General features: G+C 72.0%; 14 protein-coding genes. 7 read left to right on the top strand and 7 right to left on the bottom strand.

Annotated features, from left to right (window positions below; translation table 11 throughout):
- Nucleotides 1–11 precede the first annotated feature (11 nt).
- From HUT06_RS00275 to pknB, 3 genes are read left to right on the top strand one after another with little or no spacing between them, the layout of a single operon-like run.
- On the top strand, nucleotides 12–1,487 hold the full coding sequence (locus HUT06_RS00275) for a penicillin-binding protein 2 (protein WP_254714893.1): 1,476 nt from the start codon (nucleotides 12–14) through the stop codon (nucleotides 1,485–1,487).
- Nucleotides 1,484–2,950 (top strand): serine/threonine-protein kinase, encoded by a 1,467-nt coding sequence (locus HUT06_RS00270; protein ID WP_176193834.1) that lies wholly within the window; start codon nucleotides 1,484–1,486, stop codon nucleotides 2,948–2,950. Before HUT06_RS00275 ends, HUT06_RS00270 begins: the two co-directional genes overlap by 4 nt.
- Nucleotides 2,951–2,972: 22 nt before the next feature.
- Nucleotides 2,973–4,802: a Stk1 family PASTA domain-containing Ser/Thr kinase gene (gene pknB / locus HUT06_RS00265; RefSeq protein ID WP_176193833.1), complete on the top strand. Its 1,830-nt coding sequence runs from the start codon at nucleotides 2,973–2,975 to the stop codon at nucleotides 4,800–4,802.
- 291 nt (nucleotides 4,803–5,093) lie between these two features.
- Here the strand turns inward: pknB and HUT06_RS00260 are convergent, their stop codons facing one another.
- Genes HUT06_RS00260 through HUT06_RS00250 form a run of 3 tightly spaced genes read right to left on the bottom strand, consistent with a single transcriptional unit; the run spans nucleotide 5,094 to nucleotide 6,794 of the window.
- On the bottom strand, nucleotides 5,094–5,300 hold the full coding sequence (locus HUT06_RS00260) for a hypothetical protein (RefSeq protein ID WP_176193832.1): 207 nt from the start codon (nucleotides 5,298–5,300) through the stop codon (nucleotides 5,094–5,096).
- Between the two features lie 8 nt (nucleotides 5,301–5,308).
- A complete protein-coding gene (locus HUT06_RS00255) occupies nucleotides 5,309–5,992 on the bottom strand; it encodes a class E sortase (RefSeq protein WP_254714892.1) in 684 nt (227 codons plus the stop codon).
- Between the two features lie 52 nt (nucleotides 5,993–6,044).
- Nucleotides 6,045–6,794: a DUF881 domain-containing protein gene (locus HUT06_RS00250; protein ID WP_176193831.1), complete on the bottom strand. Its 750-nt coding sequence runs from the start codon at nucleotides 6,792–6,794 to the stop codon at nucleotides 6,045–6,047.
- 95 nt (nucleotides 6,795–6,889) lie between these two features.
- Between HUT06_RS00250 and HUT06_RS00245 the strand changes: the two genes are divergently transcribed.
- The gene (locus HUT06_RS00245; RefSeq protein WP_176193830.1) at nucleotides 6,890–7,147 is read left to right on the top strand and encodes a cell division protein CrgA; all 258 of its coding nucleotides are present in this window, start codon (nucleotides 6,890–6,892) and stop codon (nucleotides 7,145–7,147) included.
- Nucleotides 7,148–7,322: 175 nt separating this feature from the next.
- Here HUT06_RS00245 and HUT06_RS00240 read toward each other — a convergent pair whose 3' ends face one another.
- Nucleotides 7,323–8,219, bottom strand: coding sequence for a rhomboid family intramembrane serine protease (locus HUT06_RS00240; protein ID WP_176193829.1), 897 nt, complete (start codon nucleotides 8,217–8,219; stop codon nucleotides 7,323–7,325).
- Between the two features lie 58 nt (nucleotides 8,220–8,277).
- Nucleotides 8,278–8,802 carry a peptidylprolyl isomerase gene (locus HUT06_RS00235; RefSeq protein WP_176193828.1) on the bottom strand — a complete coding sequence of 175 codons (525 nt, stop codon included), beginning with the start codon at nucleotides 8,800–8,802 and terminating at the stop codon, nucleotides 8,278–8,280.
- Between the two features lie 144 nt (nucleotides 8,803–8,946).
- On the opposite strand from HUT06_RS00235, the gene HUT06_RS00230 reads away from it, so the two are divergent.
- Both HUT06_RS00230 and HUT06_RS00225 read left to right on the top strand, forming a co-directional pair.
- Nucleotides 8,947–9,420 (top strand): hypothetical protein, encoded by a 474-nt coding sequence (locus HUT06_RS00230; protein ID WP_176193827.1) that lies wholly within the window; start codon nucleotides 8,947–8,949, stop codon nucleotides 9,418–9,420.
- 108 nt (nucleotides 9,421–9,528) lie between these two features.
- Entirely contained in the window at nucleotides 9,529–10,353 is an 825-nt protein-coding gene (locus HUT06_RS00225) for an acyltransferase (RefSeq protein WP_176193826.1), read from the top strand.
- Nucleotides 10,354–10,549: 196 nt separating this feature from the next.
- Here HUT06_RS00225 and HUT06_RS00220 read toward each other — a convergent pair whose 3' ends face one another.
- Together HUT06_RS00220 and HUT06_RS00215 are read right to left on the bottom strand one after the other, a co-directional pair.
- Nucleotides 10,550–11,995, bottom strand: coding sequence for a DEAD/DEAH box helicase (locus tag HUT06_RS00220; RefSeq protein WP_176193825.1), 1,446 nt, complete (start codon nucleotides 11,993–11,995; stop codon nucleotides 10,550–10,552).
- 198 nt (nucleotides 11,996–12,193) lie between these two features.
- Nucleotides 12,194–12,784: a rhodanese-like domain-containing protein gene (locus HUT06_RS00215; protein WP_176193824.1), complete on the bottom strand. Its 591-nt coding sequence runs from the start codon at nucleotides 12,782–12,784 to the stop codon at nucleotides 12,194–12,196.
- A 102-nt stretch (nucleotides 12,785–12,886) separates the two neighbouring features.
- Between HUT06_RS00215 and HUT06_RS00210 the strand changes: the two genes are divergently transcribed.
- Nucleotides 12,887–13,861 carry a helix-turn-helix domain-containing protein gene (locus tag HUT06_RS00210; protein ID WP_176193823.1) on the top strand — a complete coding sequence of 325 codons (975 nt, stop codon included), beginning with the start codon at nucleotides 12,887–12,889 and terminating at the stop codon, nucleotides 13,859–13,861.
- The last annotated feature ends 12 nt before the right edge of the window (nucleotides 13,862–13,873 follow it).

Here is a 13,873-nt window from a genome sequence, read left to right as displayed (position 1 = left end):
CCCCTATGAACATGGACAAGCCGGTTCGGCGGGTGGCGATCTTCGCGATGCTGCTGTTCTTCGGGCTGATGGCGCAGGTCAACTACGTCCAGGGCAGCCAGGCGGAGGACCTGCGCACCGACGACCGCAACAGCCGGCGGTTCGCGGACGTGTTCAACTCGCCGCGCGGCGAGATCTCCGCGGGCGGCGAGGTGCTGGTGACGTCCAAGGAGACCGGGAAGGACAACCCGAAGTACGGCCGGACCTACAAGGACGGGCCGGTGTTCGCGCCGATCACCGGGTACTTCAACGGCGGCGCCAACGGGATCGAGCGGGCCTACAACTCGCTGCTCAGCGGCAAGGACAAGCGGATCACGCAGCAGCACTGGTTCGACGTGTTCATCGGCAAGGAGGCCGACGGCGCGAACGTCGAGCTGACGATCGACCCGGCGGCGCAGCGCACCGCGTACGCGCAGCTGAAGGCGGGGACGCAGCAGGGCCGCCGCGGCGGCGCCGTGGTGATCGACGTGAAGACCGGCGCGGTGAAGGTGGCCGCGTCGTGGCCGTCGTTCGACCCGAACGAGGTGGCGCCGCAGACCGGTGAGAAGGGCGGCAAGCGGCTGGAGCAGCTCGACGACGGCAACGGCGTCATCAAGCCCCTGGTCGACAACGCGCTCAGCCAGACGTTCCCGCCCGGTTCGTCGTTCAAGACGCTGGTGGCGGCGCTGGCGATGCAGAAGCTCGGCATCAACAGCTCATCGACCGTCGACACCGGCCAGCTCCTCCTGCCGGAGTCGGGGCGGCCGCTGCCGAACTCGCACGACAGCGGCAGCTGCGGCGGCGCGGCCTCGCTGCGCGGCGCGTTCGCCGAGTCCTGCAACACGACGTTCGGCAAGATGGCGCTGGACATGGGCATCCAGGGGCTGCACGACGGCGCCGCGAAGTTCGGGTTCGGCAAGCGGCTGAAGCTGGAGGACGACTTCTTCACGGCCGAGAGCGACGTCCCGGTGGCGTACACGGACGCGAACGGCAAGAAGACCCCGACGGGCGCGGACGGGACGGCCCGGTCCGGCATCGGCCAGGAGAACGTGCGCGCCACGCCGCTGCAGATGGCGCTGGTCGCCGCCGCGGTCGCCAACGAGGGCAAGATCATGAACCCGTACCTGGTGCAGACCGTCCGCGCCAAGGACCAGAGCCAGCTGTACGGCGCGTCCCCGAAGGAGTTCGGGAAGGCGATGACCGGCGACCAGGCCGACCAGCTGGAGGACATGATGCGCGCGGTGGTCTCCGAGGGCACCGCGAAGAACCTGGCGGGCAAGCGGATCGCCGGCAAGACCGGTACGGCGGAGCAGGGGCCGGGCAACCCGAACGCCAACTGGTTCGTCGGGTTCAGCCCGACGAAGGACCCGCGCTACGCGTTCGCCGTGATGACCGAGGCGCCGGGCTCGGGCGCCGCGAACGCCGGCCCGATCGCGGCGGCGATCATGGCCAAGGTACTGCAGAAGTGAGCCCGGGCCTCGTCCTGAGCGACCGGTACCGGCTGCTGGAGCGGCTGGCCATCGGCGGGATGGGCGAGGTCTGGCGGGCGTCGGACGCGGTGACGGGCCTGCAGGTCGCGGTGAAGCTGCTGCGGCTGGAGCTCGGGTCGGACGTGCGGGCCCGCACCCGGTTCGAGTCGGAGGCGCGGTTCGCGGCGGAGCTGCGGCATCCGGGGATCGCGCGGGCGTTCGACTTCGGGGAGCACGGCGGCCGGACGTTCCTGGTGATGGAGCTGGTGGCGGGCGAGCCGCTCGACGAGATCCTGGCCCGCGACGGCGGGCTGCCGCTGGAGGCCGTCCTGGACCTGGTGGTGCAGGCGGGACGGGCGCTGACGGTGGCGCACGAGGCCGGGATCGTGCACCGCGACGTCAAGCCGGCGAACCTGATGGTGTCCCCGGACGGCACCATGAAGATCACCGACTTCGGGATCGCGCGGCGGCTGGCGGCGGCGTCGCAGACCCAGACCGGGATGGTCATGGGGACGGCGCACTACATCTCGCCGGAGCAGGCGCAGGGCAAGGAGCTGTCGCCGAAGGCCGACCTGTACTCGCTGGGCGTGGTGGCCTACGAGTGCCTGACGGGCGCGCCGCCGTTCGACGGGGCCACGCCGGTGGAGGTGGCGCTCAAGCACGTCCGGGACGCGCCCGCCGAGCTGCCGTCCCGGGTGCCGTACGCCGCCCGCGAGCTGGTCATGGAGCTGCTGGCGAAGGACCCGCTGGACCGTCCGCCGGACGCGGGGCGGGTCGCGGCGCGGGCGCTGGCGATCCGGGCGTCGCTCGCGGGGGCCAGGCCCGTCCGGCCGGCGGCGGGGACGTCCGCCGCCTCCGCCGCCTCGGCCTCCACCACCGCCTCCCGCACCGCTTCGGGACGTGGCAGGCATGCCGCCCCGGGCGGTGACCCCATCGTTACGCAATCGGCAGCTTTGTCGGGATTTGACGCTGACCCGGCGGCGGATAACCTCTCGCGTGGGACAGTGCAACGACGCACGACGCTGACGTACGCCTCGGTGGCGGCCGTCCTCGTCCTGGTCTTCGTGATCGTCGTCGGCTCGCTGTGGAAGGGGCTGGCCTTCGCGGGGTCCGGCGACGACGAGCGGGATCCGCCGGCCGCCCCGGCGACCAGCCCGGTCGGCGACGGCCTCGTGGGCGACCCCGCCGAACGTCCGAGCGTCCCGCCCACCCGCCGGGCGAGCAGCACACCCCAGCGGCCGGCTGTCACCCCACGGCACCGGAAGCATAGGATCCGTCCGTCAACGCGAGCGACGCCCAAGACGTCCTTTTCACAGAAGACATCGATGAAATCGCCCCGGGCGACTGCCACCGCCCCCAAGCCAACACCCACACCGACGGGGAGCACCACGACTCCGTCAACTTCGAGCCCGGCGCCCTCGCCGACGGAGAGCGGGAAGCTAGGTTCGGAACACCAGGTGTAGACGTACGAGGGAAAGTGCACATATGAGTCAACCTCGGCTGCTCGGCGGCCGCTACGAGCTCGATTCGGTGATCGGGCGGGGCGGCATGGCCGAGGTCTACCGTGCCCGAGACCTCCGCCTCGATCGCGTCGTCGCGGTCAAGACGCTGCGGTCCGACCTGGCCCGTGACCCCACGTTCCAGGCCCGGTTCCGGCGCGAGGCCCAGTCGGCCGCGTCGCTGAACCACCCCTCGGTCATCGCCGTGTACGACACCGGCGAGGACATGATCGGCGACACCCCGATCCCGTACATCGTGATGGAGTACGTGGACGGGAGCACGCTGCGCGACCTGCTCCGGGAGAACCGCGCGCTGCTGCCCGACAAGGCGCTGGAGATCACCGACGGGATCCTGCGCGCGCTGGACTACAGCCACCGCGGCGGGATCGTGCACCGCGACATCAAGCCGGCCAACGTGATGCTCACCCGGCAGCACGAGGTCAAGGTCATGGACTTCGGCATCGCCCGCGCCATGGCCGACTCCGCGTCCACGATGACGCAGACCGCGCAGGTGATCGGCACCGCGCAGTACCTGTCCCCGGAGCAGGCGCGGGGCGAGCGGGTGGACGCCCGCAGCGACATCTACTCGACCGGTTGCGTCCTGTACGAGCTGCTCACCGGGAAGCCGCCGTTCACCGGCGACTCCCCGGTCGCGATCGCCTACCAGCACGTCCGGGAGGAGCCGGTCCCGCCGTCGCAGGTGGATCCGCAGATCCCGCAGTGGGCGGACGCGATCGTGCTGAAGGCGATGGCGAAGGAGGCCGACCACCGCTACCAGAACGCCACGGAGTTCCGGCAGGAGATCCAGCGCGTCCTCCAGGGGCAGCCGGTGGCCTCGACGGCGGCGTCCACGATGCTGATGGGCGGCGCGCAGGTGCCGCAGGGCACCCAGGTGATGGGCGCCTACCCGCCGCACGGCGCGTCCCGGACGCAGATGCACCACCCGCAGGACGACGGGTACGGGATGCCGCCCGTCCGCTACGACGACGACATGCCCGAGCGCGGCGGCGGCGGCAAGAAGGCCGCGCTGTGGGTGGGCCTCGCCGTGCTGTTCATCGGCGGCGCCGCGCTGATCGGCTGGATGCTGAGCGGCGGCGGCGGTGAGAAGAACACGCAGGTCGCGATCCCGCAGAGCATCGTCAACGTCTCGGAGAGCGAGGCGACGGCGCAGCTGACCAAGCTCGGCTTCCAGCTCGGCGAGCCGAAGAAGGAGTTCAGCGACGACATCGACGAGGGCAAGGTCATCAGCTCCGACCCGAAGCCCGGTACGAACGCCGCCAAGGGCGCCACGGTGTCGCTGCTCGTGTCCAAGGGCAAGAAGCCGCCGACGGAGATCGAGGTCCCGAACGTGGCCGGGCAGCCGTACGCGACGGCGAAGAAGCTGCTGGACGCCAAGGGCTTCGATGTGCAGAAACGGGCCGAGACGAGCGACACCGTCCCGCGCCTCACCGTGATCCGCACCGACCCGGCCGGCGGGACGAAGGCGCCGAAGGGGGCGACCATCACGGTGGTGTTCTCCAACGGGCCGTCGAGCGTGCAGATGCCGAACCTGTTCAACAACAGCCAGCGCGCCGCGTGCGGCAAGCTGGAGGGGCTCGGGCTGAGGTGCCGCGTGGAGAAGGGCCAGGCGCCTCCGGACAAGCAGGTCGCGCCGGGCTTCGTCTTCGACCAGCAGCCGACCGAGGGCGCCACGGTCGCCCCCGGGGACACCGTGACGATCTTCGTCGCGGAGAAGCCGCAGCCGACCCCGAGCCAGCCGGGCGGCCCTTCGTCGCCGAACCTGCCGGGCTGGCCGCCGGGCAACGGCGAAGGCTGACCGGCCCGCTGAACGGCCGCTGACCGGCCCGCTGAAACGCGAAAGGGCCCCGGCTCTCCCTCAGGGGAGCCGGGGCCCTTCGCTTGCGCGGAGGTCGCGGGACGGGGCTGGTCGTCCGTCGCGGTCCGGGCATGAAGCAGGGCTTCCGCCACTCGGGGGCAATGGCGGAAGCCCTCGTTATGGTCTTCGTCACGCGGCCCTAGGACGTTACGGATTTCAACCGAATTTTTCTCATACTTCTGGCGGGCGCCGGACCTCGCGGCATCTGCGCAGGTCAGGGCGGTGCGTCCGTCAGCCGGGGGTCGCGGAGCCGGACGGCGCCGGGTTCTGGACGACGCCCGAGTCCTGGACGACGCCGTGGTCGAACTGGAGCTTCGCCTCCACCTTGGGGAAGGCCACGTACCAGAGGACGGCGGCGACCGCGAGCACGATGCCGAGCGCGGTGGCGGTCTTGACGGGCCACTCGCCGGGGAGCCGGCGCCAGATCCAGGCGTACACGGGACCTCCTACCCGCCGGCGGGGGCGGCCGCGCCGGCCCCGCCGGTTCCGGTGCCGGCCGGCACGCGGGGCAGCGTCCGGGCCAGCTCACCAAAGATGATCATTCGTTCGGCGGCGGAGTACTTCGGATGGCAGGTGGTGAGCGTGAGGAGCCGCTCGGTCGGCCGCCGCTTCGGATGGAACGGGACGGGCGCGGTCACCTCCACCGCCGACGGCTTGACGATCTTCCGGTCGGTGACCGTGTAGACGTACTGCCGGTCGCGGGTGTCGATGAGGATCTCGTCGCCCCTGTCGAGCTCGCCGAGCCGGTTGAAGGGGGCGGAGTACGTCGTCCGGTGCCCGGAGACCACGAAGTTGCCGACCTGGCCCGGCAGCGCCGTGCCCGGGTAGTGGCCCGGCCCCTTGCGGAGGTCGGCGCGGGTGACGCCCTCCACCACGACGAAGCGGTAGTCGTCGCCGAAGCGCGGGATGCGGATCACGGCGAGGCCCTTGCCGAGCTTCACCTTCTCGGTGGTGACCTTGCCCGCCGCGGACGGGGCGGCGCGCCAGCTGTGCATCATCTCGTCCTGCAGCCGGTCTTGCTGGCCCTGGGTGTAGCGGCCGGTTCCCCACAGCTCGTAGGTGACGAACAGCATGACGATCAGGCCGGCGGTGATGCACAGCTCGCCCATGCCCCGGATGACCGTCCGCACCGCATGCCCTCCTCGTTCCGCCCGGCTCGTCAGCTCGGCTCGTCAGCTCGGCTCAGCCGCCCGGCTTCGCCGGAACCGTAGCGTGCTTCAAGGTCACGTTGCCGGTGAAGGGCGGCAGCGTGGCCCGTCCCACGGTCCGCACCGCGTAGCCGAGCCCGTACGCGCGGACGTACTTGCGGTAGACGGCGATCTCGGCGGACGCGCCGAGCGCCGCGCGGAGCCGGTCCGGGTCGCCGACGGCGGTGATCCGGAACGGCGGGGAGTACACGACGCCCTGGAGGATCAGCGTGTTGCCGACGCACCGGACGGCGCTCGTCGCGATGATCCGCTGGTCCATGATCTGCATGCCGCGGGCGCCGCCCGCCCAGAGCGCGTTGACGACGGCCTGGACGTCGGCCTGGTGGACGACGAGGTCGTCCGGGCCGACACCGTGCGGCAGGGCGCCCGACTCCGGCAGCGGCGCGTCGTCCAGCGTGACGCGGACGGCGGACCCGGTGAGCGGGGTGAACCCGGCTCCCGCCGCGCGCCGCTCGGCCTCCGCCCGGGCGTCGCGTACGCGGGCGTCGTGACGTCCGGCCTCCTGGGAGATACGGTCTACCTGGTCGCGCAGCCGCCGGTACTCGGCGCGCTCCGCGCGGCCGCGACGCTGTTCGGCGGTGATGAGCTCGGTGATCCGGGTGCGGCCCTGCTCGCGCAGGCTCGTACCGCGGGCCGTGCTCGCGCTCGCCGCGAACAAGGTGCCCGCGAGGAGCGTGAGAGCTGGGATGATGCTTCCCCACGCGGAACGCCGTACATTGCTCATCAGACAGTGGTCACCAGCGACTACGCTAACCGACAAAACACCCATGCGCGGTCCGGCGCTCCGGCCGCCGGACGCCCGAGGAGAACGATCCCACCGTGGCCAAGTCGAAAGTGCGTAAGAAGGCCGTCTACACCCCGCCCCAGAAGTCGAAGGCGCCCGAGGTCAGCCCCCGCTGGCTGGTGCCCACGATGGTCGGGCTGTGGCTCGTCGGCCTGATCTGGATCGCCGTCTTCTACGTGACGGCCAGCACCGGCACCGACGTGCCGTTCATGACCGACCTGCACAACTGGAACCTGGGCATCGGCTTCGCGGCGATCATCCTCGGCGTGGTCCTGTCGACCCGCTGGCGCTGACGGCGAGTTATCCACAGGTCGGGGATCTCCCACCCCGGCTTTCCCCAGGTTTTCCACAGAAACTTTCCACAGGCCCGGTCCTACGGTTCGGCTGCGCGGACGCCGCCGCGGGTGGACGGCGTCCGCGCCGCCAAGCCGGGTCTGCCGGTCGGCCGCATGGCGGGGTTCAGCCCGGCTACATGGCCGGGTTCAGCTCGGCCGTCCGCACCAGGACCAGTGCCGCGAGCAGCGCCAGCGCGAGCAGCGGCGCCCCGATGTGGAACAGCCTGCGCCGGGCGGCGGGAGCGTACGCGTAGGCCGCGGCGAGCGCCGCGCCCACGACGAGGCCGCCGACATGGCCCTGCCAGGAGATGCCCGGCACCGAGAACGTGATCACCAGGTTGATCACCAGCAGCACCACGATGGGCCCGACCGGCCCGCCCAGCCTGCGGCCGATCACGAAGTACGCCCCGAACAGCCCGAAGATCGCGCCGGACGCGCCGACCGCCGAGTCCTGCGGGGCACCGACCAGGTACAGCAGCACCGATCCGCCGAGGCCGGACAGCAGGTAGAGCGCCAGGTAGCGCCAGCGTCCGAGCACCTGCTCCAGCGCGGGGCCGACCGCGTACAGCGCCCACATGTTGAACAGGATGTGGGTGATGCCGAACGACCCGCCGCGCTGGTGCAGGAACATCGTGGTGAACAGCCGGTACCACTCGCCCTGCGCGACACCGCCGACATGGCCGTCCGGCAGGACGCCCTGGCCGAGCATCATGAACTCCCACACGACCCGCCACGACGCCAGCTCGGCCGCGTACGCCGCCACGCACGCGCCGATGAGCGTGTAGGTGACGACCGGCACCGCCGACGCGGGGGACCGTCCGCCGAGGACCGTCCGGGGCACCGCCCTGCGGACGCCCTGGTTGCCCTCGGCGACGCACTCCACGCACTGGTGCCCGACCGCCGCGTCCCGCATGCAGTCCGGGCAGATGTAGCGGTCGCACCTGGTACAGCGCACATACGTCTCCCGCCCCGGATGCCGGTAGCAGGTCGGCACCGAGGTCTCGGGGGCGGGACTGTGGTCTGTGCTCATCTGGGGCTCCGTGGCCGGTGCGGGTGTCCGCGTCGCGGGTCTCTACTCCTAGAGACGACTAACGACGCTCGATCGTCACCGATTCCAGGACGACGTCCTGCTTCGGACGGTCTCCCCGGGCGGTCTCCACCTTGCCGATCCGGTCGACGACGTCCGTGCCCTCGATGACCTTGCCGAAGATGGTGTGCTTGCCGGTCAGGTGCTGGGTGTGGGCGACGCTCAGCGTGATGAAGAACTGGGAGCCGTTGGTGCCGGGCCCGGCGTTCGCCATCGCCAGCAGGTACGGGCGGTTGAACTTCAGGTCCGGGTGGAACTCGTCCTTGAACTCGTAGCCGGGGCCGCCGGTGCCGGTGCCGAGCGGGTCACCGCCCTGGAGCATGAACTGGTCGATGACGCGGTGGAAGATCGTCCCATTGTAGAGCGGCTTGTCGGACTTCTGGCCGGTGCGCGGGTCCGTCCAGCTCCGGGTGCCCTCCGCCAGTTCGACGAAGTTCGCCACGGTCTCCGGCGCCTGCTCCGGGTAGAGCTGGATCACGATCTTGCCGAGCGACGTCGTGAGCGTCGCGAAGATCTCGTTGGCCACGATGGCCGCCTCCTCGTTGTGGATGACTGGTCCCGAATCGACTACCCGGCGTGAACCGTTGGTCACGCATTCAGGGTTTACCTCCCGATCGCTGGGAAGGCTGCACGACAGGACCTCGCAAACAGGGAGGTTAGCGTGTCCCTAATGATCAGTCTCCGCCGGAAGCCGCAGGAGGAAGTCCTCACGCGGTTCGGCCGTGTCCAGGAGGCGGCCCGGCAGGGCGCCGAGATGTGTCGGCAGAGTGCCTCCAGCACGGCGGAGCGGATCGCACCCGCCGCGCAGGAGCGTGTCATGCTCGTCCGCGGCTGGAGCGCACCGAGGCTCCGGCGGGCGGCCCGGTACGTGGAGTCCGGGCTCGCCCCGCGGGTGAGCACGTTTCTGAGCGATGTCGCCGGACGGGTGGAGCCGCCGCGGCGGTCCGGTCCCGGACGCGGCACGCTCATGGCGATGATGGGCGTCGTCGCCGTCGTCGGCGCGGCCGGTGCGGTCGCGACGCGGCGCGGCGTCATCCGCGACATGACCAAGGGTTCCGGAGAGCATGTGGAGGACGCCACGTCGGCCGACTCCATGACGGTCTCCGGCGCCGATGTCGACGGTCAGGTGCGTTCGCCGCACTAGCGCGCGCACCGGAGGGCCCGGCCGTACCGAACGGCCGGGCCCTCCGCCGTGCACGGGGCCGTCCACCGCCGTGCACAGGTGGTGCTACCACCCGGTACGGTAACGCCCATGTCGCCGAAGAACTCCGTCCGGCAGGCGCTGGCGGCCCGCGCGAGGCAGCGGGCGCGGCAGGGCGTGCACGTGGCCGTGCACCGCGCCTGGGAATGGGTCCAGCGGCACGGTGAGATCACCCCGCACACCCCCGGCCGGCGCAGGTTCGCCTACCTCGGCGAGGGCGCCTGCATCGGCTTCCCCGTCGGCTCGATCTACGGCGAGCCGTGGATCTCGATCGGCGACCACACCCTCGTCGGGACGCACGTCACGATCTCCGCCGGGTTCGTCCCCGGGCTGGACCTCGGCCCGGACGTCATCGTCCGGATCGGCGCGAGCTGCTCCCTCGGCCGCGGCACCCACATCGTCGGGCACCAGTCCATCGAGATCGGCGACGACGTCTTCACCGGCCCCAACGTCTACATCACCGACCAGAACCACACCTACGGCGACCTGCACACGCCGATCGGCCGGCAGTGGCCGGAGAACAACCCGGTCGTGATCGGCGACGGCTGCTGGATCGGCACCGGCGCGATCATCCTGCCGGGCACCCGCCTCGGCCGGAACGTCGCCGTCGCCGGCGGCGCCGTCGTCCGCGGCGAGTTCCCCGACCACTCGGTCATCGGCGGCGTCCCCGCGAAGGTCCTGCGCAGCCACGACAAGGAGAACGGCTGGCAGCCCCCGCTGCGCAACGACCCGCTGATGTCCCTGGACGAGCTGGCCGCCCTCTCCGTGGACGGCCTGGAGGGCCTGCAGATCCTCCAGGACAGGCTCCGCGAGGAGTCCGCCGTGCGCGAAGAGGCCCTCCAGGAGGACGACACCCTCCAGGAGGAGGCCGGCTGAGCCTGCCCGAACCACCGTGGCCGCACGGATTCCTCTGTGCATCGCTCCCGCGGTGTCCGCCGTCGGTGACGGCGACCGGGTTCGCTGAGCGCCGGACACGCCCGGTCGCGGCGTCTCGTGCGGGCGGACGCGAGAAGCCCCGCCCGGAAGGTGCCGGACGGGGCTTCTCGAAGGCGTCGCCCTGGAGGGGCGTCGATCAGTTGTAGCGGGCCGGGCGGCGGTCGGGGCCGCCGCGGCGGTTGCCGTGGGAGCCGCCGCCGGTGCGGGGGCCGCCGCCCCGGCGGTCGCCGCCGGAGTAGGTGCGGTGCTCGCCCCGGCCGGCCTCGCCCTCGCGCCGCCGTCCGCCGTCCTGGCGGTCGAAGGAGCGCGGGCCCCGGCGGCGCCCGCCGCCCTGCCGGCCGCGGCCGCCCTCGCGGCGCGGCCGCTCCGGAATGATCGGCTCCTCGATCGGGATGCCGGACGGCGTCCGGGCGCCGGTCAGCTTCACCAGCTCGGCGTCGCCGCTGGCCACCCGGACGCGGGGCGCGTTGATACCGGCCCGGCGCGTCATCGCCGACGTCGAGCGCACCTGGTGCGGCAGGACGAGCGTGACGACGGTGCCGCGCTCCCCGGCGCGCGCGGTGCGTCCGGCGCGGTGCATGTAGTCCTTGTGGTCGGCCGGCGGGTCGACGTGCATGACCAGCGACACGTCGTCGACGTGGATGCCGCGGGCGGCGACGTCGGTGGCGACCAGCACGCTGATGGAGCCCTCGCGGAACTCGGCGAGCGTGCGGGTGCGCAGCCCCTGGCTCTTGCCGCCGTGCAGGCCCGCCGCGCGGACGCCGACCTGGACGAGCTGCTTGGCGAGCCGGTCGACGCCGTGCTTGGTGCGGGCGAACAGGATCGTCCGGCCCTCGCGGTTGGCGATCTCGGCGGTGATGGCGCTCTTGTCCTTCGGCGCCACGAGCAGCAGGTGGTGGTCCATCGTGTCGACGGGCTCGTCCACCGGGCCGATCGCGTGCGTGACCGGGGCGTGCAGGTACCGCTTGACCAGGACGTCCACGTCCTTGTCGAGGGTGGCGGAGAAGAGCAGGCGCTGGCCGTCGCGCTTGGCGGCGTCCAGGATGTCGGTGACGTCGGGCAGGAAGCCCATGTCGGCCATGTGGTCGGCCTCGTCCAGCACGGCGATCTCGATGTCGGACAGGTCGCAGGCGCCCTGCCGCATCAGGTCCTTCAGCCGGCCGGGCGTGGCGACGAGGACCTCGACGCCGCGGCGCAGCGCGTCGATCTGCTTGAACATGGACGTCTGGCCGATGACGGTCTTGAAGCGCAGCCCGAGGCCGCGGCCGAGCGGCTCCAGGTTGTTCTGGACCTGCTGGGCCAGCTCGCGGGTCGGCACGAGGATCAGCGCCAGCGGGCGCTTGGGGGCGGCCTTGCGGCCGGACAGGCGGGACAGGAGCGGCAGGCCGAAGGCCAGGGTCTTGCCGGAGCCGGTCTTGCCGCGCCCGAGGACGTCGTGTCCGGCCATGATGTCGGGGATCGCGGCGGCCTGGATCGGGAAGGGCGCCTCGATGCCCTGGCGCTCCAGGGAGCTGACGAGCACCGGCGGGATGCCGAGCTCGGCGAAGGTGGGAACCCGCTCCTCGTCCGCGGTGGCGGGCATGGACGGGTTCTGTGCAGCGGCAGCTGTGGTCACGCATTACCTTCCGAGAGGGGGGCACGTCTCGGGAGGCACCACGATGTGCGCGGCCTGCAAGGACGAGCCTGACGCCGGGGGCGCCGAAGAGTGATTCGTAGAGTCTAACGTCGCCGAGGGACATCCTTATGCCCCGTCCCGGCGGGAACATGCGCCGACTCCGCCTCAGCAGTCGCAGACGGCGCCCGATGTGGGGGCCGTCAGCGGGTCGGGGGAACGGCGCGTCACGGCGCCGCCACGCTCGACGGGGAACCCCTCCCGCGCCCAGTACTCGAACCCGCCGATCATCTCCTTGACCGGACGGCCGAGCTTCGCGAACTCCAGCGCCGCCTTCTGCGCGCCGTTGCAGCCGGGCCCCCAGCAGTGGACGACGACGGTCACGCCCGAGGGGACCACGGCGTCGGCGCGCTCGGCGATCTCGGCGGTGGGCAGATGCACCGCACCCGGAATGTGGCCTTGCGCCCAGCTCTCGGCACTTCGGGTGTCAACGACGACGACCCCGCCCACCCCCGCCGCCAGATCGGCCGCGACATCCGACACATCAGTCTCGAAGGCCAACCGCGCGGCGAAATGCCGCCGCGCCTCCTCGGCACTCCCCGCCGGCACCGCCCCAACGGCGGAGACGGCGCCAGCGAAGTGCACCCCGTTGACCGCCTGCCCGATGCCGGCGGACTGCAGTGTTTCGGCGGACTGCAGTGTTTCGGCGGGCTGCGGGGTGTCGGCGGGCTGCGGGGCGTTGGTGGGGGTATTGGCCATTGAGGCTCCTTTGTCCCTTGTTCGGTGTGGTTGGTTCGATCTTCGGGGCGGCGGTGTCGGGGCGGGAGTGGCTGGAATGTCCTTCATCGCTAAGATCCGGCCATGCGCACCGCTCCCCCGGCGCGTCGGCACACCGTGTCGGTGCTGGTGTTCGACGGGATGGCGCCGTTCGAACTCGGCGCGGTCGTCGAGGTGTTCGGGCTGCCCCGGCCCGAGCTGGACGTGCCCTGGTACGACCTGCGGGTCTGCTCGCAGGCTCCGGGTCCGATGCGCGCGGTCGGCGGCTTCACGATGGCGGCCGAGTACGGGCTCGACGCGTTCGCGGCCGCGGACACCGTGATGGTCGTGGCCGTCCCCGACGTCCGGCGGGACCCGGCGCCCGAGGTGGTCGCGGCGCTGCGGGAGGCGCACGCGCGGGGCGCCCGCGTCGTGTCCATCTGCTCGGGCGCGTTCGCGCTCGCCGCCGCCGGCCTGCTGGACGGGCGCGAGGCGACCACCCACTGGCAGTACGCGGACCTGCTGCGCCGCCGCCACCCCGGCGTCCGCGTGACCCCGGACGTCCTCTACGTGGACGGCGACGACGTGCTCACCGGCGCGGGCAGCGCCGCCGGGCTCGACCTGTGCCTGCACCTCGTCCGCAAGGACCACGGCGCCCGGATCGCCAACATGGTCGCGCGGCGGCTGGTCGTCCCGCCGCACCGGGAGGGCGGGCAGGCGCAGTTCGTGGAGGCCGCCGTGCACCCGCCCGCGGAGGACGACCCGGTCGCGCGCGCGATGGCCTGGGCGCTGGCGCACCTGGCCGAGCCCGTCACGGTCGCGCGGATGGCGCGGGAGGCGTGCCTCGCGCCGCGCACGTTCGTCCGGCATTTCGGGAAGCGGACGGGGACGAGCCCGCTCCGGTGGGTGATCGGCCAGCGGGTCCTCGCCGCGCTGCCGCTGCTGGAGGAGGGCGCGGTGCCGATCGAGGAGATCGGCGCGGCCGTCGGGTTCGAGAGCCCGGCGACGTTCCGGCACCATTTCGTCCGGGCGATGAAGACGTCGCCGTCCGCCTACCGGCGCACGTTCCGCGGCCGCTGACCGCCGGCGCGG

The organism is Actinomadura sp. NAK00032, from assembly GCF_013364275.1.
Lineage (GTDB): Bacteria > Actinomycetota > Actinomycetes > Streptosporangiales > Streptosporangiaceae > Spirillospora.
The sequence above is the reverse complement of the archived record's forward strand: the minus strand, read 5'-3'. Positions and strand labels throughout refer to the sequence as shown.

Excerpts from the sequence above, each read along its gene's own strand:
- HUT06_RS00230 (WP_176193827.1), top strand. The coding sequence starts at position 8,947 with ATGATCAGTCTCCGCCGGAAGCCGCAGGAGGAAGTCCTCACGCGGTTC.
- HUT06_RS00215 (WP_176193824.1), bottom strand. The coding sequence starts at position 12,784 with ATGGCCAATACCCCCACCAACGCCCCGCAGCCCGCCGACACCCCGCAG.
- HUT06_RS00275 (WP_254714893.1), top strand. The coding sequence starts at position 12 with ATGGACAAGCCGGTTCGGCGGGTGGCGATCTTCGCGATGCTGCTGTTC.
- HUT06_RS00210 (WP_176193823.1), top strand. The coding sequence starts at position 12,887 with ATGCGCACCGCTCCCCCGGCGCGTCGGCACACCGTGTCGGTGCTGGTG.
- HUT06_RS00240 (WP_176193829.1), bottom strand. The coding sequence starts at position 8,219 with ATGAGCACAGACCACAGTCCCGCCCCCGAGACCTCGGTGCCGACCTGC.
- pknB (WP_176193833.1), top strand. The coding sequence starts at position 2,973 with ATGAGTCAACCTCGGCTGCTCGGCGGCCGCTACGAGCTCGATTCGGTG.
- HUT06_RS00225 (WP_176193826.1), top strand. The coding sequence starts at position 9,529 with ATGTCGCCGAAGAACTCCGTCCGGCAGGCGCTGGCGGCCCGCGCGAGG.
- HUT06_RS00220 (WP_176193825.1), bottom strand. The coding sequence starts at position 11,995 with ATGCCCGCCACCGCGGACGAGGAGCGGGTTCCCACCTTCGCCGAGCTC.
- HUT06_RS00250 (WP_176193831.1), bottom strand. The coding sequence starts at position 6,794 with ATGAGCAATGTACGGCGTTCCGCGTGGGGAAGCATCATCCCAGCTCTC.